Below are 20470 nucleotides of genomic sequence, written 5' to 3' on the forward strand. Positions count from 1 at the left end.
CCTAAGGGTAGTGGGGTGGGCGCGGGGTGGGGCCGCGCCCTCACCATTCCGGTGCCGCCGTCCCGAGGCGGCCGGCGGGCCGGTCCCAGCGCATCGGCACGCCCGCCAGGACGATCGGAGGGCGCAGGCGCAGGGCCGGACCCCAGGCGGTCGGCTCGGGCGCGTCCATGCAATCGTCCGGCCCGAGGGGCGCGGGGGCGGGCTCCGGCGGGGCGGGCGGGGCGGCGAGCAGGAGGGCGGCGGTCCGGGCGAGCGCGGTGCGCGCCGCGCAGCCCCGGCCGGTGGCGAGGCGCCGGGCGAGGCCGTGCAGGACCGCCGCCGCCATGACGTAGCCGGTGGCGTGGTCGAGGGCCTGGACCGGCAGCGGCACCGGCCGGTCGGCGCCGCGCATCCCGGCCTCGGCGAGACCGCAGCTCATCTGCACCAGGCTGTCGAAGCCGCGCCGCTCCCGCCACGGGCCGGTCCAGCCATAGGCGTCGAGGCCAACGTCGACCAGCCCCGGCCGCAGGCGGGCCCGGGCCGCGGCGCCGAGCCCGAGGCGCGCCAGCGCGTCCGGCCGGTAGCCGTGGACCAGCACGTCGGCCCCGGCGAGCAGGGCCTCGAACCGGGCCCGGCCGGCCGGATCCTTGAGGTCGAGGCGGGCGCAGGCCTTGCCGAGCGTCGTCTCCGGCAGGACACCCGGCTCGTCCCAATCCGGCGGATCGAGGCGCAGGACCGTGGCGCCGTAGCCGGCGAGGACGCGGGTCGCGACCGGGCCGGCGAGCACGCGGGTCAGGTCGAGGACCCGCAGGCCGGCGAGCGGCCGCTCCGGGCGGGCGCCCGCGAGGCCGTCGGGCCCCGCCTCGCCGTCCTGCCAGTCGACCAGGGGCTCGCGCGCCACCGCCGCGCCCTGCGGGTGGGCGGCCCAGGCGGCGGCCGAACGCATCGCGGCGGCGCAGCCGCCCGCCGTCACGATGGCGGCTTCGAGGTCGTCCGCCCGCCAGCGCGCGACCGCCTCCGCCACCGCCGCCCGCTCCGGGGCGGCTCCCAGCACCGACAGGGCCGCGGCGCGGTGATGCGGGGCGTTGGTGTGGAGCTTGATCCAGCCGTCGGCGGCCCGGTAATCGCCGGCAACCGCGTCCCAGGCCGGCGGCAATTCCCACCCTTGCGGAATCAGCGAGCGGGCAAACCACGAGGCGGCGAGGCGCCGGTCGACCGTGACCGCCGGTCGGCTGCCGAAGCGGGCCGCGACCAGCTCCGCCAGGGCGAGCCCCGCCGCCGCGACCGAGGCCGCCGCGAGGTCGCTGACGGGACACACCGAGGGCAGGGCGCCCGCGCCGGTCACGACCACCGGCGGAGCGGCGCCGGCCCCGAGGGCGCGGCGGATCGCCGTCAGCAGCGCGTCGAAGGGTGGCGTCCCCGACGCGTTCGTGTCCGCGACATCGGTCATGGCTCCGTCCCCTTCGCCGAACATCCGGGTGACAGGAGCGCGCCGCGCAGGTCAGATCGTCAATCTTGATTCCTCTGATCAACCTGTGCCGTCGTGACCGCCTATCTCACCGCCGCGGACGCGGCCGCCCGTCTCGGGGTGAGCCGCCAGACCCTCTACGCCTATGTCAGCCGCGGCCTGATCGAGGCCCATCCGACGGACGACCCGCGGGTGCGGGCCTACGCCGCCGAGGCGATCGCCCGCCTCGCGGAGGCCCGCCGGCGGGGACGGCGCCCGCGGGACGTGGCCCGGGCCGCCCTCGACTGGGGCCTTCCGGTACTGGAGACCGCCGTGACGCTGATCCGGGACGGCCGGCTGTTCTATCGCGGCACGGACGCCGTGGTCCTGGCGGAGACCGCGACCCTGGAGGAGACGGCGGCGCGGCTGTGGGACCTGCCGCCCGGCCCGGCCTTCGGGCCGGACGGGCCCGGGGCGAGGCCGCAGGGAGGCGATCTCCTGGAAGCCTTCGCGGCGGCGACGTCGGACGCGCCGACCGCCCTGGCGCAGGAGGATCCGGCCGGCCTCGCCGCCGGGTGCGGCGCCCTGGTCCGGATCCTCGCCGCCTGCGTCACCGGGGCCGCGCCGGACGCCCGCCCCGTCCATCGGCATTGCGCCGCCGCCTGGGGCCTCGCGCCGGCCGCGGCCGAGGCCGTGCGGCAGGCCCTGGTGCTGTGTGCCGATCACGAGCTCAACGCCTCCGGCTTCACCGCCCGCTGCATCGCCTCGACGGGCGCGAGCGTGCGGGCGGCGGTGGTCGGCGGCCTCGCGGCGCTGAGCGGCGGCCGCCACGGCGGCGCCACCGACCGGGTGGAGGCGCTGTGGGACGGCCTCGATCCGGCCGATCCGGGCACCGCCCTGCGGCACTGGATCGCCGGGCACGGGGACCTGCCGGGCTTCGGCCATCCGCTCTATCCGGCCGGCGACCCGCGGGCGGCGGTCCTTCTCGCGCCGCTCCTCGCCGACGATCCCCACCTGCGCGCCGCCGTGGCGGCGGCCGAGGCGTCGACCGGGGCGCGGCCCTCCCTCGATTTCGCCCTCGTCGCCCTGCGCCGGCATCTTGGCCTGCCCCGGGGGAGCGCGTTCGGCCTGTTCGCCCTGGGCCGCTCGGCCGGCTGGATCGCCCAGGCGCTCGAGCAGCGTCGGGCCGGCGGGCTGATCCGGCCGCGGGCGGTCTATGTCGGGCCGGAGCCCTGACGGGCCTCGGATTGGTAGCGATCCCCGCCCGGGCCGCCCCGGCACAGGGCGCGCGCGCTCGTCACCGGTCGAGCCGATGCGCCACCACGGCGAGGCCCGCCACCGCGAGCGCCAGGACCGCGCCGATCAGCGGCAGGTGGGCGTAGGCGACCCCCGCCGTGATGGCGACGCCGCCGAGCCAGGCGCCGAGCGCGTTGCCGAGGTTGAAGGCGCCCTGGTTGACGGTCGAGGCGAGGTTGCGGGCGCCGTCGGCGGTGGTGAGTACCCGCATCTGCAGCGGCGCCACCAGGGCGAAGGCGAGGATGCCCCAGAGGCCGATCACGGCGGTCGCCGGCATCAGGGCGGCGCTCCCCGGCACCAGGGCCAGGATCGTCAGCAGGGCCAGCAGCACCACCGCGAGGGCGAGGCCGAGGCCGATCACCGAGGGCAGCATCCGCCAGTCGCCGAGGCGGCCCCCCAGGACGTTGCCGAGCGTCAGCCCGACGCCGAACAGCAGCAGCACGCCGGTGATCGCCGCGGGGCTGGCCCCCGCGGCGGCAGCCAGCATCGGCGCCACGTAGGTAAAGACGCTGAACAGGCTGGCGGAGGCGAGCACGCTCAAGAGCATCGCCAGCACCACCTGCGGGCGGCGCAGGACCCGCATCTCCGACAGGAGACTGCCGGATTCCCGCGGCAGGTGCCGGGGCAGCCAGGCGAGGAGGGCGGCGGCGGCCAGAAAGCCGATGCCGACCACGGCCCAGAACGTCGCCCGCCAGCCGAGGGCGTGGCCGAGCGCGGTACCGAAGGGCACGCCGAGCACGTTGGCGAGGGTGAGCCCGGTGAACATGACCGCGATGGCGCTGGCCTTGCGGTGCGGCGGCACCAGATCGGCGGCCACCACCGAGCCGAGGCCGAAGAAGGCGCCGTGGCAGAGCGCCGTGACGATGCGGGCGAGCATCAGCAGGCGGTAATCGGGGCTGAGCGCGCAGAGCGCGTTGCCGAGGATGAACAGGGCGACCAGCACCAGGAGCGCCCGGCGCCGGTCGAGGCGCCCGAGCAGAACCGCCACCACCGGCGAGCCGAAGGTGACGCTGAGCGCGTAACCGGTGACGAGCAGCCCCGCCGTCGGGATGTCGACGCCGAGATCGGCCGCCATCTCGGGCAGGAGCCCCATGATGACGAACTCGGTGGTGCCGATGCCGAAGGAGGCCGCCGCCAGCGCCAGGAGCGCCAGGGCCACGGACCGTCCGCCGGACGCGGCGCGGGCGGTGTCGTCGAGGGTGTGCTGCATCGCCGTCCTCATTGCTGCGTCGCAGCATAGGGCCGGCGCCGCCCCGGGTTCAGGCGGCCTCGCGCATGGCTGGCCTGCCCGGCACCAGGGGCGTCAGCGCAGGGCGGCCCGGGGACCGGCGGTGGCGGGCAGAGCGGCGAGCGCGTCGCGGACGATCGATTCGGTGAGGATCTGCGGCAGCACCGCGACGCCGCCCCGCCCGTCGTAGAGCAGGTAGAGCGGCACGCCCGAGCGGCCGTTGGCCTCGAGCACCCGGGTGATCTCCGGGTTCTGGTTGGTCCAGTCGCCCTTGAGCTGAGCCACGTCGCGGGCCTTGAAGGCCGCCTGGACGGCGTCGGCCCGCAGAGTGGCACGGTCGTTGACCTGGCAGGTGATGCACCAGGCCGCCGTCATGTTGACGAAGACCGGGCGGTGCGCGGCCAGCAGCCCGTCGAGCCGGGCCTGGCTGAACGGCTCGATTCCGTCGGCGGAGGCCATCGCCACCGGACCGGCGCGGTCCCGGTCGAGCACCGCCATCAGCCCGGCGAGGCCGAGGAGCGCGAGGATCGCCGCGACCCGGGCCGCGACCTGGGCCCCGCGCCGGCCGACATCGCCGGCCGCCCGGCCGCGCTCGATCGCCCAGGCGCCGAACCCGACGAGGACGAGGCCGGTGAGGCCGGCCATCAGCCCGGTCGGCCCGACCTGCTGGCTCAGCACCCAGACGAGCCAGGCCACCGTGAGGTAGAGCGGGAAGGCCAGTAACCCCTTCAGCGTCTCCATCCAGGCACCGGGCCGGGGCAGGCGGCGCAGAAGCGCCGGCCAGGCCGCCAGCAGGGCGAAGGGCAGGGCGAGGCCGAGGCCCAGCGCCGCGAAGACCGCGAGCGCCACGCCCGCTCCCTGCGTCAGGCCGTAGCCGACCGCCGCGCCCATGAACGGCGCGGTGCAGGGCGTGGCGACCACCGTCGCCAGCACGCCGGTGAAGAACGAACCCTCGAGCCCGGCGCGCCGGGTCAGCCCGTCGCCGAGGGCGGCGGCCCGGCCGCCGAGATGCCAGACCCCCGACAGGCTCAAGCCCATGGCGAGGAGCCCGTAGGCGAGGCCGGCCACCACCAGGGGAGATTGCAGCTGGAAGCCCCAGCCGATCTGCGCGCCGCCGGCCCTGAGCGCGATCAGCACCGAGGCGAGGCCCAGGAAGGTGGCGAGCACGCCCGCCGCGTAGGCGAGGCCGTGCAGCCGCACCCGGCCCGGGCTCTCGCCGGAATGGCGCACCAGGCTCAGGACCTTGATCGACAGGACCGGGAAGACGCAGGGCATCAGGTTGAGGAGGAGCCCGCCCAGGAAGGCGAGGAGGGCGGCCTGCCACAGGCCCTCGGCCTCTCCCATCCCGATCGCAGGCGCGGCCGGGGCGGGGGATGCCGGCGCGGCGGCGGCGGCCGGAGCCGGGGCGGGCGCCGCCTCGCCGAGCGCATAGGCGCGCCGGACCGGGCCGGAGGCGGTCTCCTCGGTCAGGGTCAGCACGCCGTCGGCACGCGGCGCCGGCGCGTCGGGGGCGGCCTGGCTGCTGCGCTGGAGCCGCAGGTGCAGGCCCGCCGCGTCGCTCGTCGCGGTTTGCGGGGCGGCATGCTCCAGGGCGGTCTCGGAATAGGGGAAGAACGCGACGTCGCGGGCCCGGAGGCCGGGCGCGTCGAGGGTCAGGACCGGGTTGGCGCCGCCCTCGCTCATCCGCACCGGCCAGGGCGCCGGCACCGGCAGCCGCTCGCGGCCTTGCGCGAACAGCGGGGCGGTGCGGGGATCGGGCCGCGGGCTGGTGCCGGCGGGCGCGACCGGCAGGGCGAGCGACAGGCTGGCCTCACCGGGCACGCATTCGCGCTCGCAGACGAGGTAGGAGACCTTGGCCCTGAGGCTCACCGGCCCCGGTCCGACGGCCTCGGGCACCGTCAGCGGCACCGTGAGCAGCACCTCGCCCTCGTAGCCGAAATTCATCAGGTCGCCGACCGGGATCCGCTCCGGCGCCGGCCATTCCACCGCACCGGCGGCAAATCCCGCCGGCAGGGTCCAGGCGATCTCCGGCGGCAGGCCGGAATCGCCCGGATTGCGCCAGTAGACGTGCCAGCCCGGCTTCATCGTCAGCCGCACCCCGGCGGTGAGGGGCGCGCCGGGCGCAACCGCGCCCTCCTGCGCCACTAGCTCGGCCCGGACGAGGTCGGCGTATTTCGAGCGTCCCGCGACCTGCGCCCCCGCGGGCCCGAGGGCGAGGCAGGACGCGAGAAGCGCGAGGAGGAGGGCGAGGCGACGGGCGGGCATGGTCTCCGGGTTACCCGGACTCCATGGCGCTGGCGAGGCCGGCGCGCATCGCGTTCGCGTGAAGCGTGCACCTCACGCAGCCGGCTCGCGCCAGGGGACCGGGTCGAGGGCGGCGGCGAGCGCGTCGAGGAAGCGGCGGGTGCGGGCGGCGCGGGCGCGGCGGCGGGCGCCGAGCAAGGCGAGCACGGGAGCCTCCGGCGCCGCGAAATCCGGCAGCAGCCGGACGAGGCGGCCCGCCCGCAGGTCGTCGGCGACGTCCCATTCCGAGCGCAGGATGACGCCCCGGCCGGCGAGCGCCCAGCCGCGCACCACCTCGCCGTCGTTGCTGGCCAGGCGCGGCTCGATCCGCACCCGCGCCTCGCGCCCGTCGCGGGTAAAGCGCCACAGGGTCACGTCCTCGTCGTTCTCGCGCAGCGCGATGCAGGCGTGGCCGCGCAGGTCGTCCGGGATTGCGGGCGCCGGGCGTGCCGCGAGGTAGGCGGGCGCCGCGCAGACGATCCGGGCGTTGGGGGCGAGCCGCCGGGCGATCAGCCCGGGGGCCGCCCCGGCGATCTCGCCGACATGCACCGCGAGGTCGAAGGTGCCCTCCGGCACGCCGCCGAGGCGGTCGGACAGGGTGAGGTCGATCGCGACCTCGGGATGCGCCGCCTGGAACGCCGCGGCGACCGGGGCGACGTGGCGGCGCCCGAAGCCCAGCGGCGCCACGACCCGCAGGTGGCCCACCACCTGCCCGCGCCGGGCGGCCAAAGCCTCGTCGAGCTCGCCGAGCGCATCGAGGATCGCGCGGCCGCGCTCGGCGAGCACCTCGCCCTCGTCGGTGAGCGCCAGATGGCGCCCGGCCCGGTCGACGAGATGCGTGCCGAGGCGCTCCTCGAGGGCGCGCAAGCGCTGCGTCACCGCCGGCGGCGACACGTCGAGGGCCCGCGACGCGGCGGCGAGGGAGGGCGCCTCGGCGATGGCGAGGAAGAAGCGGAGGTCGTCGGTCGCGAGCATTAACGTCAGACTTAATGTAGGAGGCACGCCGCGTTAATGGCGCACCCGGGCGCGGCGTGATTCTTTCGGGCGACGAGACGACACGGACACCGCCCGGACATCATGGCCGAACCGACCCCGCTCCACGCCCTCGAGACCCCCTGCCTGCTCCTCGACAAGGCGATCCTGCGCGCCAACGTCGCACGGATGCAGGTGCACCTGGGCGGGCTCGGGGTGAGCTTGAGGCCGCATCTCAAGACCGCCAAGTCCCTCGACGTCGCCCGCCTGGCGATGGCGTCGCCCGCCGGCCCCGCCATCGTCTCGACCCTGCGCGAGGCCGAGTATTTCGCGGCCGGCGGGGTGCGCGACATGATCTACGGGGTCGGCATCGCCCCGGCGAAGCTTCCTCGGGTCGCGGCGATCCGGGCCGGCGGCACCGACCTCGCGGTCATCCTCGACAGCCTCGGCCAGGCCGAGGCGGTGGCGGCCCATGCCCGCGCGAGCGGCGACGCGGTGCCGGTGCTGATCGAGGTCGATGCCGACGGCCACCGCTCGGGCGTCGCGCCGGGAGACCGCGACACCCTGGTGGCGATCGGCCGGGCGCTGACGGAGGGCGGCGCGACCCTGCGCGGCGTGCTGCTGCATGCCGGCGACAGCTATTCCCTGTCCGACCCCGACGCCCTGGCGGCGGCGGCCGAGGACGAGCGCGTCGCCGCGGTGACGGCAGCCGAGATCCTGCGGGCGGCGGGCCTGCCCTGCCCGGTGGTGAGCGTCGGCTCGACGCCGACGGCACAGTTCGCCCGCGACCTCACCGGAGTCACCGAGGTCCGGGCCGGCGTGTTCATGTTCGGCGACCTGTTTCAGGCAGGCGTCGGCGCGGTCGCGGTGGCGGACATCGCCGTCTCGGTGCTCGCCACCGTGATCGGCCACCAGCGGGCGAAGGGCTGGATCATCGTCGATGCCGGCTGGATGGCGCTCTCGCGCGACCGCGGCACGGCCCGCCAGGCGGTGGACCAGGGCTACGGCCTCGTCTGCGACCTCGCCGGACGGCCCTATCCCGACCTCATGGTGCGGGACGCCAACCAGGAGCACGGCATCGTCGCCGTGCGGCCGGGCGCGGAGGCCCGCCTGCCGGATCTTCCGATCGGCGCGCAGGTGCGCATCCTGCCCAACCACGCCTGCGCCACCGGCGCGCAGCACGACCGCTACCATGTCCTCGACGCGGACAACCGCGTCGCGGCCATCTGGCCCCGCATCAACGGCTGGTAGGAACCCCCATGACCGATCCGATCACCCGCCTCGCCACCCGCGACGCGGCGGCGCCCGCCGGGCACTACTCGCAAGGGGTGGCCTGGGGCGACCTCGTCTTCGTGTCGGGCCAGCTCGGCGCCCGGCCCGACGGCAGCCACACCGCCGACCAGCCCTTCGAGGTCCAGGCGCGCCAGGCGCTCGCGAGCCTCCTCGCGATCCTGGCCGAGGCGGGCAGCGGGCCGGAGCGCATCCTGCGGGTGACGGCCTACGTCGTCGGCGTGGCGCACTGGCCCGAATTCAACCGGATCTACGCCGAGGCGATGGGCGGGGCGAAGCCCGCTCGCACGGTGGTGCCGGTGCCGGAACTCCACCACGGCTACCTGGTCGAGGTCGAGGCGATCGCCGTGCGGGGCGCGTGAGGCGAGTGAGGCGCCTGCGGCCTCACTCCGCCTCCTCGGGCTCGGGCCCGCGGGTCGGGTCGAGGCCCTTGGCGTCCTGCTCCCTGGCCTTCTCCTTGTCGGTCAGGTTCGGCTTCCGCTCCGGGCCCTTGAGCGCCACGGTCTGGCCGGTGCGGGCGGCCTCGTAGATCGCCTCCATCAGGATCTGGTCCTGCAGGCCCTCCTCGCCCGGGGTGCGGGGGGTGCGGTTCTCCAGGATGCAGGTCGCCATGTGGTCGATCTCGAGGGCGAACTGGTTCTTCGCCCCGAGCACCCGCTCGTCCCGGGCCTCGGCCTTGCCCTCGCGGTGGCTGACGAACAGGCGCTGGCCTCGATACGCGAAGGCGTTCTGGAGATCGATCGCGCCGCCCTCGGCCTGGACCTTCAGCGAGCGGGTCTCGTGGGCACCGTAGCTGGTCGAGCAGAGCGCCAGCGCGCCGGAGGGGAAGCGCAGGGTGAAGGCGACCGTCTCCTCGACCTCGCGGTAGAGCGCGTCGTCGGGCGAGTGGATCTGCGCCTGGACCGCAACCGGCTCCTCGCCCATCAGCGCCCGCACGCCGTTGAGGCAGTAGAGCCCGATATCCGGCAGCGACCCGCCGCCGGCCAGCGCCTTCTTCAGGCGCCACTGCTCGGGCAGGCTCATGGTCTGGGTGTTGGTTGCCTCGATCAGCCGGACCTTGCCGTACTTGGCGCTGCGCACGAGGCGCACGACCTCGCGGTTGTAGGGCTCGTACTGGCAGCGATAGGCGATCATCAGCTTCACCTTCGCGGCCGCGCAGGCCTCGATCATCGCCCGCGCCTCGCCCGAGGAGACCGCCATCGGCTTCTCGCACAGGACGTGCTTGCCGGCGCCCGCCGCGGCGAGCACCTGGTCGCGGTGGAGCGCGTTCGGGGTGACGATGTAGACCGCCTTCACCTCCGGGTTGCGGGCGAGCGCGTCCCAGCCGTCGTAGCCGTGGACCGCCTCCGGCTTGATACCGTACTGCGCCGCCACCGCCTTGGCCTTGTCGGGCGAGCCCGACATCAGCGCGACGGGCTTGGCCTTGCGGCACTCGCCGAAGGCCGGAAGGATCTCCTCGAGCGACAGCCGTCCGAGGCCCACGATCGCGAAGCCGACCCGCTCGGCCGGCGGCAGCGGCGCCGCAGGGGGCGGGGCCGGACGGTCGGAGGGGCCGCGCCAGTTCGGGAAGCTCACCCGGCCGTTCTCGACCTTGCCGGTATCGACCGGCCGCTCGGGCCCGGGCAGGCCCTGACCCGACGCACCTTGGGCCGACGCCGTCCCGAGGCCGACCAGGGTGGCGCCCCCGGCCATCATCAGGCTGCGGCGCGAGAGGGCGGTGACATCGTCCGGCATCGGGCAGGCATCCGTGGGGAAAGGGAGCCTGCGCAACGTGCCGGGGGTGGCGGGGTTCCGGGCCGCCTGGGAGGCGGCCCCGCGCGGAACACGCGTACCCCGACGCAAGAAAGCCGACCCGCGAGGGCCGGCCTTCTCGACGATCCGCTACGGCGGAAGACTCACTCGCCCGCCATCATCTCCGGCGAGAAGTGGCCGCACCAATCCTGGGACGAGACCACCGGCCAGAGGCCGTGGCCCTGCGGCTCGGGCTGGCTCACCGGCGGGTTGAAGCGGCACAAGCCTTCCTCGCCCTGGGGGGCGCCGGCATTGAGCTTGTGGTCGTCGAAGTAGCGGCAGCTGCGGCAGTTCGCGGACGGGTTCGTCGCCATGCGGCATCTCCTTGTGGATTAGAAACGCTCCAATCAACGGGATAACGGCGGGCCGGGTGGCGGGTTCCAGGCTTTCCGGATGCGGCTTTCGACCACGGGGATCGCCTGCCTTCCGCCTTGAACGAAACAGGAACGAGGGCCAGGTTGCAAGAATGGACGACGCCCTGAAGAAGAAGCTCACCATCCTCGCCGACGCGGCGAAGTACGATGCCTCCTGCGCCTCGTCGGGGGCGCCGAAGCGCAAGGCCGAGGCCGGCGGGCTCGGCTCGACCACCGGGGCGGGCATCTGCCACGCCTACACGCCGGACGGACGCTGCGTCTCGCTGCTCAAGATCCTGCTCACCAACTATTGCCTGTTCGACTGCGCCTACTGCGTCAACCGGCGCTCCTCGAACGTCCGGCGCGCCAAGTTCTCGGTCGACGAGGTGGTGACGCTGACGGTCGAGTTCTACAAGCGCAACTACATCGAGGGGCTGTTCCTCTCCTCCGGCATCATCCGCTCGCCCGATCACACGATGGAGCAGCTGATCCGGGTGGCCAAGACCCTGCGCCAGCGCCACGGCTTCCGCGGCTACATCCACCTGAAGACCATCCCCGAGGCGAGCCCGTGGCTGATCGAGCAGGCCGGGCTCTACGCCGACCGTCTGTCGATCAACCTCGAACTGCCGACCGAGGCGAGCCTGGAGCGGCTGGCGCCCGAGAAGGACGGCGCCGCGATCCAGACCGCGATGGGCCAGATGGGCGAGCGCATCCTGCAGGCCAAGGAGGAGAAGCGCCGCTTCGCCCCCGCCGGGCAATCGACCCAGGTGATCGTCGGCGCCGATGCCAGCACCGACGAATCGCTGATCCGCACCAGCGCCCGGCTCTACGACCATTACGGGCTGAAGCGGATCTACTACTCGGCCTTCAGCCCGATCCCCGACGCCGCCTCGATCCTGCCGAGCAAGTCGCCGCCGCTCCAGCGCGAGCACCGGCTCTACCAGGCCGACTGGCTGATGCGGTACTACGAGTTCTCGCCCGACGACGTGGCGGGGGCGACCGAATCCGGGATGCTCGCCCTCGACGTCGACCCCAAGCTCGCCTGGGCGTTGCGCAACCGCGACCGCTTCCCCGTCGACGTGAACAAGGCCGACCGGGAGATGCTGCTGCGGGTGCCGGGGCTCGGCGTCCGGGCGGTGGACAAGATCGTGGCGGCGCGCCGCCACGCGACACTGCGGCTCGACGACGTGGCCCGCCTGACCTCCGGCCTCAAGCGCGCCCGGCCGTTCCTCGTCGCCGCCGACTACGCGCCGACCCGGCTCACCGACCGGCTCGACCTGCGCGCCCGCCTCGCCGAGCCGCCGCGCCAGCTGAGCCTGTTCTGATGCCGGCTCACACTGTTCAAGCGCGCACGATCCGGCTCGCCCCCGGCGCCGATCTCGACGGGTTCCGGGGGGCGATCCGGCGGCTCGTCCCGGCCGGCATCCCGCCCGAGACCGTGACCTGGGTCGAGGGCGAGGCGCCGTCGCTGTTTCCCGACGAGGTCCCGTCCGACGCGACGGGCCCTGCGCTCGCCCTGCCGCGGGCGGTGGCCGGCCTCGTCGCCTCGGTCGTCATGCACCGCGACCCCGAGCGCTACGGCCTGCTCCACCGGCTGATCCGGCGCGTCGCCGACGGCGAGCGCCACCTCGCCGAGGTGGCGAGCGACCCGCTGGTCCACCGCCTGCACCTGATGCGCAAGGCGGTGGGGCGCGACCTGCACAAGATGCACGCCTTCCTGCGCTTCCGCCGCGCCGGGGCGGAGCAGGGGACCATGCCCGAGGGCGGGCGCGAGCGCTTCATGGCGTGGTTCGAGCCCGACCACCACATCCTGGCGGAGGCCGCGCCGTTCTTCTCCGCCCGCTTCCCGTCCTTCGACTGGTCGATCCTGACCCCCGACGGCTCGGCGCATTGGGACGGCACCGCCCTGCGCTTCGGGCCCGCCGGCCGGCGCGAGGACGTGCCGGAGCAGGACGCCTTCGAGGCCGGCTGGACCGACTATTATTCCAGCACCTTCAACCCCGCCCGCACCAACCTTGCGGCGATGCGGGCCGAGATGCCGAAGAAGTACTGGCACAACATGCCCGAGACGGCGGCGATCCCGGGGCTGGTGCGCGAGGCCGGACGGCGGGTCGGCGAGATGATCGCGCGGGCGCCCGAAGCCCCGGTCAAGCGCGTGCCCGCCCGTGCGCTCGCCGCCATGGCGGCGCAGGAGCCCGATTCGCTGGTGGCGCTGAACGCGGTCATCCGCGCCTCCGAGCCGCTGGTGCCGGGCGCGACCCAGGCCGTCCTCGGCGAGGGGCCGATCGGGGCGGGGATCGCCTTCGTGGGCGAGCAGCCGGGCGACCAGGAGGACCTGCAGGGCCGGCCCTTCGTCGGTCCGGCCGGCCAACTCCTGGCGGGCGCCCTGCGGGAGGCGGGGATCGACCGCGACCGGGCCTACCTGACCAATGCGGTCAAGCATTTCAAGTTCGAGGCGCGGGGCAAGCGGCGCATCCACCAGAAGCCCACCGCCGGCGAGGTCGCGCATTACCGCTGGTGGCTGGAGCGCGAGCTCGCCTTCGTCGGCCCGCGCCTCGTGGTGGCGCTCGGGGCCACCGCGGTGCTGGCGCTCACCGGCCGGCAGGTGCCGATCACCCGGGCCCGCGGGCCGGCGACGTTCGAGGGCAAGCCCTATGGCGGCCTCGTCACCGTCCACCCGTCCTACCTCCTGCGCCTGCCCGACGCGGCGCGGCCAGAGGCCTATGCGGACTTCGTGGCGGACCTGCGCCAAGCCGCGGCCCTCGTGGCGGAGCCGGCGTGACGGACCGGCGACTGGCATCTTACCCTGGGGAAACGCTGCGCTGCGGCAACCAAGCCCGGGCTGCCGAGTTTGTTGCCAGACCGAATCGGGAATCGAGGACCATGAAGACGATCGTGTCCGCCCTCGCGGCGGGATTGTGCCTGGCGGGCGCCGCGTCGCCCGCCTTCGCCAAGGGTGGCGCCAAGGCGGACCGCTTCGACGGCAACTGGAGCGTCGAGGTCATCACCGAGAGCGGCGCCTGCGACCGCGCCTACCGCTACGGCGTGATCATCCAGAACGGCCAGGCGCGCTACGCCGGCGGCGGCGACTTCACGGTGTCGGGCCGGGTACAGCCGAGCGGCGGCGTGCGGGCGACGATCAGCCGGGGCGACGCGGCCGCGCAGGTGGTCGGCCGGCTCACCGCCGACGGCGGCGGCAACGGCACCTGGACCACCTCCGGCTCCACCGCCTGCAAGGGCCGCTGGAACGCCGAACGCCGCGGCTGAGAGCAAGCGCCGCGGCCGAGAATGATGCCGCGGCGGCCGGCGAGAGGCTGATCCGCGACGGGCGGGCCTACGATCCACCGTAGGTCTGCGCCTCCTCCGGGAAGCGCCCCGCCTGGACGTCCTCCGCGTAGGCGCGCACCGCCGCCTCGACATGGCCGCGCAGCGCGCCGAACCGCTTCACGAATTTCGGGGTGCGGTCGGACAGGCCGAGCATGTCCTCCAGCACGAGGATCTGGCCGTCGCAGGACGGCGAGGCGCCGATGCCGATGGTCGGCGCCGCGACCTCCGGGGCCTGCGCGATGGCGCGGGCCACCGGCTCGACGATGCCCTCGAGCACGATCGCGCAGGCGCCGGCCTCGCTGATCGCCCGGGCATCCTCCAGGAGCAGGCGCTCCGCATCCGGCGCCTTCCCCTGCACCCGAAAACCCCCCATCGTGTTGATCGCCTGTGGGGTGAGGCCGACATGGCCCATCACCGGGATGCCGCGCCGGGTCAGGAACGCCACCGTCTCGGCGAGATGCGCGCCGCCCTCGAGCTTCACCGCCCCGGCCCCGGTCTCCTTGAGGACGCGCGCCGCGCTGGCAAAGGCCTGCTCGCGGCTCGCCTCGTAGGAGCCGAACGGCATGTCGACGACGACGAGGGCATGGGCGGTGCCCCGCACCACCGCCTGCCCGTGCAGGATCATCATCTCCAGGGTCACCGGCAGGGTCGAGTCGAGCCCGTGCGCCACCATGCCGAGCGAATCGCCGACCAGCACGAAGTCGCAATGGGGATCGACGATGCCGGCCATCTGCGCCGAGGCGGCGGTGAGGGCGACGATCCTGCGCCCCTCGGCCTTGCGCCGGGCAAGGTCCGGGGCGGTCAGGCGGCGGGACTGCACGACCTGCGACATGGCATGGCCTCCTCGGGTTGCGGCACGCCCCGCGGGCGCCCGGGTGACACAGTCATAGAAGGCCTCGGCCTCCGGGGCAGCCCGGGCGGAGGGAGGAGGGCCGACGCCGCCCCCGGGGCCGGACGGATCCGGCGGCACGGCGAAGGAGATGAGCGCCGCCGCGATCCCGGCCTCTGCTCGGCTAAGCTTCGTGCCGAAAGCACACAGCCCGAAAAAATCGCCGCGGCGATGGAACCTGCCGCAGATCCGCCCTTGATCGGCGCGAGGCTCGCCGGGTTACAGTCGATCGATTCGACGCGAAGGCCTGATGATGAGAGCTCTGCTGTACGGCGCAATCTGCACTCTCGCGACGGTCGAGCTGGCCGTGGCAGCCCACGCGGCCGCCCCGGCGACCCGCGCCGAGCATCGGCGCGCGGTGCTCGCCCCCCTCGAACAGGCGGCGACCGACTGCTTCGCCGAGACCATCGGCAACAACCCGGCGGCGCTCGCCCATGCCCGGGCCGGGCGCTGGTACGAGGCGGCCGGGGTGATCGGCTTCCTGTGCCGGCCCGAGGTCGACGCGATGACCAAGGCCCGCGACCAACTCGAGGGCCGCGGCGCCGGCGGGCGATACTTCACCGGCCCCTATACCCGCCACCTCGGCGAGCAGCTCGCCCGCCGCCTCGAGCCGCTGCTGACCACCAAGACCTTCGCCAATGCCGAGCCGCGGGCCGACAGCGAGGCGCCCGGCACGGTAGGCACGGCCGGGGAGCCCTGAGGCTCCCCGCGCCGCCCTGCGTCGTCGCGCCGACCTTGCCTTGCGGTGGGGAAGGGATCCACACTCGCGGATCCCGAGAGGCACCCGTCGTGCCTCGTCGGCACCGCCGGTGCCGAGGGCGACGATCGAGGAGACCGCATGAGTGACGCCAGCGCGCCGGCCGCCGCGACCCCCATGGACGACGGCATCGTCGCCGCCGCGGAGGCCTGTCTCGACGGCGTCGGACGCGCCCGCGCGGCGATCCACGAGGTCATCTTCGGGCAGGAGGCCGTGGTCGACCTGGCGCTGGTCACCGTGCTGGCGGGCGGTCACGGGCTCCTCGTCGGCCTGCCGGGCCTGGCCAAGACCAAGCTCGTCGAGACGCTCGGCACCGTGCTGGGGCTCGATGCGCGCCGGGTGCAGTTCACCCCCGACCTGATGCCCTCCGACATCCTCGGCAGCGAGATCCTCGACGAGGACCAGGACCGGCACCGCTCGTTCCGCTTCGTGCGCGGGCCGATCTTCACCCAGCTGCTGATGGCCGACGAGATCAACCGGGCGAGCCCGCGCACCCAGTCGGCGCTGCTGCAGGCGATGCAGGAGCGCTTCGTCTCGGTGGCCGGCGCCCGCCACGACCTGCCGCGGCCGTTCCACGTTCTCGCGACCCAGAACCCGATCGAGCAGGAGGGTACCTACCCGCTGCCCGAGGCCCAGCTCGACCGCTTCCTCCTCGAGATCGACGTCGGCTATCCCGACCGCGCCGCCGAGCGCCGCATCCTGATCGAGACCACCGGTGCCGAGGAGCGCGCGCCGCAGGCGGTGATGGACACCGAGTCCCTGCTCTCGGCCCAGCGCCTGGTGCGGCGCCTGCCGGTCGGCGAGGCCGTCGTCGACGCGATCCTCGACCTCGTGCGCGCCGCCCGCCCCGTCGGGGGCGACGCGGCGATCGCCGACAAGCTGCTCTGGGGGCCGGGCCCCCGCGCCAGCCAGGCCCTGATGCTGGCGGTGCGCGCCCGCGCGCTGATCGAGGGCCGGGTCGCGCCCTCGGTCGACGACGTGGCGGCGCTCGCCGAGCCGGTGCTCAAGCACCGCATGGCGCTCAGCTTCGCGGCGCGCGCCGACGGCGAGACGATCCCCGGCCTGATCGGCCGCCTCGTCGGGCGGCTCTGACCCGGTGGCCCCGACGCGCGTCCTCGACGCGGGTGCCCGCGCCCCCGGCCGGCGCGAGACCGAGACAGCCCTCTCCCTCGCCGAGCGGATGCCGCGCCTGATCCTCGAATCCCGCCGGGTCGCCGCGACCCTGTCGCATGGCCTGCACGGCCGGCGCAGGGCCGGGCCGGGCGAGAGCTTCTGGCAGTTCCGCCCCTTCGTCGCCGGGGAGGCGGCGAGCCGGGTCGACTGGCGCCGCTCGGGCCGGGACGACCGGCTCTACGTCCGCGAGCGCGAATGGGAGGCGGCCCACACCGTCTGGCTCTGGGTCGACCGCTCGGCCTCGATGGGATTCGGCTCCGACCTCGCCCAGGCGCCCAAGATCGAGCGCGCCCTCGTCCTGGCGCTGGCGCTCGGCGACACCTTCGTGGAGGCCGGCGAACGGGTCGGGCTGCTCGGCCTGTCGCGGCCGCTCGCCGCCCGCACCATCGTCGAGCGGATGGCCGAGACGTTGTCGGCCGACCTGTCGGGCCTCGACGAGGACCTGCCGCCCCGCGCGCCCGTCGGCCGCTTCGACGAGGTGGTGCTGATCGGCGACTTCCTGTCACCGCCCGACGAGGTGCGGGCCTCGGTTGCCGCCATCGCGGCCGCCGGCAGCCGCGGGCATCTCGTGATGGTGGTCGATCCGGTCGAGGAGACGTTTCCGTTCTCCGGCCAGGCCGAATTGCACGATCTTGAGGCCGGCCTGTCGCTGCGGGTCGGCGACGCCGCCGCCTGGGGCGAGGCCTATCGCCGGCGGATCCGCGCCCACCGCGACGCCTTGGGCGAGATCGTCCGGGCCCAGGGCTGGACGCTGACCCTGCACCGCACCGACCGGCCGGCGAGCGAGGCGGCCTTGCGCCTCGTCACCCTGGTCGCCGCCGCCCGCGGCGCGGGCTGAGGAGCGCCCTCGATGTTCGGACTGCCCCTCGGCTTCGCCGCCCCGGCCGCCCTCGCGGCCCTCATCGCGCTTCCGGCGCTGTGGTACCTGCTGCGGGTGACGCCGCCGCGGCCGCGGCGGATCGATTTCCCGCCGCTGCGCATCCTCGCCGACCTGCTGCCCGAGCGCGAGACGCCGGCCCGCACCCCGCCCTGGCTGCTGGCGCTCCGGCTGCTCGCGGCCGCCTGCCTGATCCTGGCGGTGTCGGGGCCGGTCTGGAACCCGACCCCGCAGGCCGCGGGCGACGGACGCGCTCCCCTCGTCCTCGTCCTCGACAACGGATTTTCCGCCGCCCAGGACTGGCGCGACCGCCTCCGCGTCGCCACCGCCGAGGTCGAGGCGGCGTCCCGCGCCGGGCGACCGGTGGCGCTCCTGCCCACCGCCTCCGGCCCGACGGGGATCGAGGCCACCGGCCCCGGGCCGGCCCTGGAGCGCCTGCGGGCGATCGCGCCGCTGCCGCACCTCGCCGACCGTGCCGCGCACCTGCCGGCGCTCACCGCCTTCCTCGACAAGGCGCCGGGCAGCACGGTGGTGTGGATCCATGACGGCGTGGCCGGGCCGGACGGCGACGCCTTCCCGAAGGGCCTCGCGGCGGTGGCCGGCCGCGACCGCGCCGAGATCACCGTGCTCAAGGCCGAGCGGCCGCCGGCGCTGGCGCTCGCCGGCCCCGATTCGTCGGGCGGGCAGATCGGCGTGAGCGTGGTGCGGGCCGCCGCCAACGGGCGCGATGCCGGCACGGTCCGGGCCCTCGACGCCAAGGGCCTGCCGCTCGCCGAGACGAATTATTCCTTCGCGGCCGGGGCCGACGCGGCGCCGGTCCGCTTCGACCTGCCGGTGGAGCTGCGCAACGCCATCGCGCGGTTCGAGATCGCCGGCGAGCACTCGGCCGGCGCCGTGGTCCTGGCCGACGAGCGGGGCCGCCGCCGCCGGGTCGGGCTCGTCTTCGGTGGCACGGCCGACCAGGCCCAGCCGCTGCTCTCGCCGACCTACTACCTGTCGCGGGCGCTCACCCCCTTCGCCGACGTGCTGGAGCCCAGGGGCGGGCGCGGCGTCGCCGAATCGATCGGCCAGATGCTCGATTCCCAGGTCTCGGTGCTGGTGCTGGCCGATGTCGGCGCCCTCGACCCCGCGACCCTGGAGCGGGTCTCGGCCTTCGTCGACAAGGGCGGGCTGCTCCTGCGCTTCGCCGGGCCGCGGCTCGCCGCCGGTAGCGACGACCTCGTGCCGGTGCGCCTGCGCCGGGGCGGTCGCAACCTCGGCGGCACCCTGTCGTGGGACAGCCCCCGCACGCTCGCGCCCTTCGCCCCCGAGAGTCCCTTCGCCGGCCTGACGCCGCCGGCCGATATCGGCGTGCGCCGCCAGATCCTCGCCGAACCGGACGGCGAGCTCGCCCGGCGCACTTGGGCCGCCCTGCAGGACGGCACCCCGATCGTCACCGCGGCGAAGCGCCGGGAGGGCATGGTGGTCCTGGTCCACGTCACCGCCGACACGACCTGGTCGAACCTGCCGCTGTCGGGCCTGTTCGTCACCATGCTGCGCCGGGTCGTGGCGCTCGCCGGCACCACCCCGCCGACGGCCGACGCCGCGCCCGGCGCCGCGCCGCCGGTGCTCGCCCCGCGCCTCACTCTCGACGGCTTCGGGGCGCTGAAATCCCCGCCTGCCACCGCCCGGGCGGTACCGGCCACCTGGACCGAGCGGGCGACCCCCGAGCACCCGCCGGGCTATTACGGCCCGGTCGACGGCGGGCTCGCCGTCAACGCGCTGACCGCCGAGGACCGCCTGAAGACGCTCGATCTCGCCGCGCTCGCCGCGCTCGCCGGCGCGCGCTTCGGCGGCCTAGAGGAGGCCCGCACCCGCGACCTGCGCGGGCCGTTCTTCCTCGCGGCCCTGCTGCTGCTGGCCCTCGACACCCTGGCGAGCCTGTGGCTCGGCGGCTTCCTCGGCCGCCTGTCGGCGCGCCTGCGGCGGCGTCCGGCGGCGGCCGCCCTCGTGCTCGGCCTCCTGGTGCTCGGCGCCGCGCCTGAGACCGCGCGCGCCGCCGAGCCCGCCGCCAACCGGCCGAACGGCATCGAATCGGCGCTGGTCACCCGCATCGCCTACGTGATCACCGGCGACGCCACGGTCGACGAGACCAGCCGGGCGGGCCTCGCCGGACTGACCCAGATGCTGGCGAGCCGCACCGCCCTCGAACCCGGCGAGCCCGCCGGGATCGACCCGGCCAAGGACGAGCTCGCCTTCTATCCCCTGATCTACTGGCCGATCGTGCCGAGCCGGCCGCCGCCGAGCGAGGCGACGATTCGGCGGATCGACGCCTTCATGAAGAACGGCGGCACGGTGATCTTCGACACCCGCGACGCCATGACCGCCCGCCCGGGCGGCCCGCCGACGCCCGAGGCCCTCGCCCTCCAGCGGATGCTGGCGACGCTGGAAGTGCCGGAGCTGGAGCCGGTGCCCCGCGATCACGTGCTGACCAAGGCGTTCTACCTCGTCGACGCGTTCCCGGGCCGCTACGCCACCGGCCAGACCTGGGTCGAGGCCCTGCCGCCGGCGAGCGAGGGCGGCGAGCGCCGCCCGGCCCGGGCCGGCGACGGCGTCTCGCCGATCGTCATCACGGGCAACGACCTCGCCTCCGCCTGGGCGGTCGGCCGGCGCGGGGAAGCGCTCTACCCCCTCGTCGGCGGCGATCCGCGCCAACGCGAGATGGCGTTCCGCGGCGGCGTCAACCTCGTGATGTACGCGCTCACCGGCAACTACAAGGCCGACCAGGTCCACGTTCCGGCTTTGCTGGAGCGGCTGGGGCAGTAAAAA

At 75.0% G+C, this 20470-nt stretch carries 17 protein-coding genes; 10 read left to right on the forward strand and 7 right to left on the reverse strand.

What is annotated here, in order from left to right; genetic code table 11:
* Nucleotides 1-40: 40 nt before the first annotated feature.
* A complete protein-coding gene (locus tag BMX97_RS27490; protein WP_091754375.1) occupies nt 41-1429 on the reverse strand; it encodes a CoA transferase in 1389 nt (462 codons plus the stop codon).
* A gap of 93 nt (nt 1430-1522) precedes the next feature.
* On the opposite strand from BMX97_RS27490, the gene BMX97_RS27495 reads away from it, so the two are divergent.
* Complete coding sequence (locus tag BMX97_RS27495; RefSeq protein WP_091754346.1) at nt 1523-2662, forward strand: citrate synthase; 1140 nt, start codon at nt 1523-1525, stop codon at nt 2660-2662.
* A gap of 61 nt (nt 2663-2723) precedes the next feature.
* Here the strand turns inward: BMX97_RS27495 and BMX97_RS27500 are convergent, their stop codons facing one another.
* The 3 genes from BMX97_RS27500 to BMX97_RS27510 form a co-directional block, all read right to left on the reverse strand.
* Nucleotides 2724-3881, reverse strand: a complete 1158-nt coding sequence (locus BMX97_RS27500) for an MFS transporter (protein WP_091754376.1) — start codon at nt 3879-3881, stop codon at nt 2724-2726.
* A 144-nt stretch (nt 3882-4025) separates the two neighbouring features.
* A complete protein-coding gene (locus BMX97_RS27505; protein WP_091754347.1) occupies nt 4026-6215 on the reverse strand; it encodes a protein-disulfide reductase DsbD family protein in 2190 nt (729 codons plus the stop codon).
* A 72-nt stretch (nt 6216-6287) separates the two neighbouring features.
* Nucleotides 6288-7208 (reverse strand): LysR family transcriptional regulator, encoded by a 921-nt coding sequence (locus BMX97_RS27510; protein ID WP_091754348.1) that lies wholly within the window; start codon nt 7206-7208, stop codon nt 6288-6290.
* Nucleotides 7209-7310: 102 nt separating this feature from the next.
* Here BMX97_RS27510 and BMX97_RS27515 point away from each other — a divergent pair, with 102 nt between their 5' ends.
* Nucleotides 7311-8456: a DSD1 family PLP-dependent enzyme gene (locus BMX97_RS27515; protein ID WP_091754349.1), complete on the forward strand. Its 1146-nt coding sequence runs from the start codon at nt 7311-7313 to the stop codon at nt 8454-8456.
* Between the two features lie 8 nt (nt 8457-8464).
* Nucleotides 8465-8857 carry a RidA family protein gene (locus tag BMX97_RS27520; RefSeq protein ID WP_091754350.1) on the forward strand — a complete coding sequence of 131 codons (393 nt, stop codon included), beginning with the start codon at nt 8465-8467 and terminating at the stop codon, nt 8855-8857.
* Between the two features lie 22 nt (nt 8858-8879).
* On the opposite strand, the gene BMX97_RS27525 is transcribed toward BMX97_RS27520, so the two are convergent.
* Together BMX97_RS27525 and BMX97_RS27530 are read right to left on the reverse strand one after the other, a co-directional pair.
* A complete protein-coding gene (locus BMX97_RS27525; RefSeq protein WP_091754351.1) occupies nt 8880-10229 on the reverse strand; it encodes a Gfo/Idh/MocA family protein in 1350 nt (449 codons plus the stop codon).
* Nucleotides 10230-10390: 161 nt separating this feature from the next.
* A complete protein-coding gene (locus BMX97_RS27530; protein WP_048461072.1) occupies nt 10391-10600 on the reverse strand; it encodes a hypothetical protein in 210 nt (69 codons plus the stop codon).
* Between the two features lie 152 nt (nt 10601-10752).
* On the opposite strand from BMX97_RS27530, the gene BMX97_RS27535 reads away from it, so the two are divergent.
* From BMX97_RS27535 to BMX97_RS27545, 3 genes are all read left to right on the forward strand, one after another.
* Complete coding sequence (locus BMX97_RS27535; RefSeq protein WP_091754352.1) at nt 10753-11964, forward strand: putative DNA modification/repair radical SAM protein; 1212 nt, start codon at nt 10753-10755, stop codon at nt 11962-11964.
* Nucleotides 11964-13421 carry a UdgX family uracil-DNA binding protein gene (locus BMX97_RS27540; RefSeq protein WP_091754353.1) on the forward strand — a complete coding sequence of 486 codons (1458 nt, stop codon included), beginning with the start codon at nt 11964-11966 and terminating at the stop codon, nt 13419-13421. Before BMX97_RS27535 ends, BMX97_RS27540 begins: the two co-directional genes overlap by 1 nt.
* A 101-nt stretch (nt 13422-13522) precedes the next feature.
* Nucleotides 13523-13906, forward strand: a complete 384-nt coding sequence (locus BMX97_RS27545) for a hypothetical protein (protein ID WP_091754354.1) — start codon at nt 13523-13525, stop codon at nt 13904-13906.
* A gap of 67 nt (nt 13907-13973) precedes the next feature.
* On the opposite strand, the gene panB is transcribed toward BMX97_RS27545, so the two are convergent.
* Entirely contained in the window at nt 13974-14798 is an 825-nt protein-coding gene (panB, locus tag BMX97_RS27550; RefSeq protein WP_091754355.1) for a 3-methyl-2-oxobutanoate hydroxymethyltransferase, read from the reverse strand.
* Nucleotides 14799-15105: 307 nt separating this feature from the next.
* On the opposite strand from panB, the gene BMX97_RS27555 reads away from it, so the two are divergent.
* The 4 genes from BMX97_RS27555 to BMX97_RS27570 all read left to right on the forward strand — a co-directional run bounded on the left by BMX97_RS27555 (nt 15106) and on the right by BMX97_RS27570 (nt 20467).
* The gene (locus BMX97_RS27555; RefSeq protein ID WP_091754356.1) at nt 15106-15555 is read left to right on the forward strand and encodes a hypothetical protein; all 450 of its coding nucleotides are present in this window, start codon (nt 15106-15108) and stop codon (nt 15553-15555) included.
* 138 nt (nt 15556-15693) lie between these two features.
* Nucleotides 15694-16704: an AAA family ATPase gene (locus BMX97_RS27560; protein WP_060847601.1), complete on the forward strand. Its 1011-nt coding sequence runs from the start codon at nt 15694-15696 to the stop codon at nt 16702-16704.
* A gap of 4 nt (nt 16705-16708) precedes the next feature.
* The gene (locus tag BMX97_RS27565; RefSeq protein WP_091754357.1) at nt 16709-17623 is read left to right on the forward strand and encodes a DUF58 domain-containing protein; all 915 of its coding nucleotides are present in this window, start codon (nt 16709-16711) and stop codon (nt 17621-17623) included.
* Between the two features lie 12 nt (nt 17624-17635).
* Nucleotides 17636-20467, forward strand: a complete 2832-nt coding sequence (locus BMX97_RS27570; RefSeq protein ID WP_091754358.1) for a DUF4159 domain-containing protein — start codon at nt 17636-17638, stop codon at nt 20465-20467.
* The last annotated feature ends 3 nt before the right edge of the window (nt 20468-20470 follow it).

Origin of the sequence: Methylobacterium sp. ap11, assembly GCF_900110515.1 — a bacterium.
GTDB classification, from domain to species: Bacteria; Pseudomonadota; Alphaproteobacteria; order Rhizobiales; family Beijerinckiaceae; genus Methylobacterium; species Methylobacterium ajmalii.

What these genes read in the sequence shown, in the direction of transcription:
- BMX97_RS27490 (WP_091754375.1), bottom strand. Translation starts at nt 1,429, where the DNA reads ATGACCGATGTCGCGGACACGAACGCGTCGGGGACGCCACCCTTCGAC.
- BMX97_RS27505 (WP_091754347.1), bottom strand. Translation starts at nt 6,215, where the DNA reads ATGCCCGCCCGTCGCCTCGCCCTCCTCCTCGCGCTTCTCGCGTCCTGC.
- BMX97_RS27510 (WP_091754348.1), bottom strand. Translation starts at nt 7,208, where the DNA reads ATGCTCGCGACCGACGACCTCCGCTTCTTCCTCGCCATCGCCGAGGCG.
- BMX97_RS27515 (WP_091754349.1), top strand. Translation starts at nt 7,311, where the DNA reads ATGGCCGAACCGACCCCGCTCCACGCCCTCGAGACCCCCTGCCTGCTC.
- BMX97_RS27520 (WP_091754350.1), top strand. Translation starts at nt 8,465, where the DNA reads ATGACCGATCCGATCACCCGCCTCGCCACCCGCGACGCGGCGGCGCCC.
- BMX97_RS27525 (WP_091754351.1), bottom strand. Translation starts at nt 10,229, where the DNA reads ATGCCGGACGATGTCACCGCCCTCTCGCGCCGCAGCCTGATGATGGCC.
- BMX97_RS27530 (WP_048461072.1), bottom strand. Translation starts at nt 10,600, where the DNA reads ATGGCGACGAACCCGTCCGCGAACTGCCGCAGCTGCCGCTACTTCGAC.
- BMX97_RS27535 (WP_091754352.1), top strand. Translation starts at nt 10,753, where the DNA reads ATGGACGACGCCCTGAAGAAGAAGCTCACCATCCTCGCCGACGCGGCG.
- BMX97_RS27540 (WP_091754353.1), top strand. Translation starts at nt 11,964, where the DNA reads ATGCCGGCTCACACTGTTCAAGCGCGCACGATCCGGCTCGCCCCCGGC.
- BMX97_RS27545 (WP_091754354.1), top strand. Translation starts at nt 13,523, where the DNA reads ATGAAGACGATCGTGTCCGCCCTCGCGGCGGGATTGTGCCTGGCGGGC.
- panB (WP_091754355.1), bottom strand. Translation starts at nt 14,798, where the DNA reads ATGTCGCAGGTCGTGCAGTCCCGCCGCCTGACCGCCCCGGACCTTGCC.
- BMX97_RS27555 (WP_091754356.1), top strand. Translation starts at nt 15,106, where the DNA reads ATGATGAGAGCTCTGCTGTACGGCGCAATCTGCACTCTCGCGACGGTC.
- BMX97_RS27560 (WP_060847601.1), top strand. Translation starts at nt 15,694, where the DNA reads ATGAGTGACGCCAGCGCGCCGGCCGCCGCGACCCCCATGGACGACGGC.
- BMX97_RS27570 (WP_091754358.1), top strand. Translation starts at nt 17,636, where the DNA reads ATGTTCGGACTGCCCCTCGGCTTCGCCGCCCCGGCCGCCCTCGCGGCC.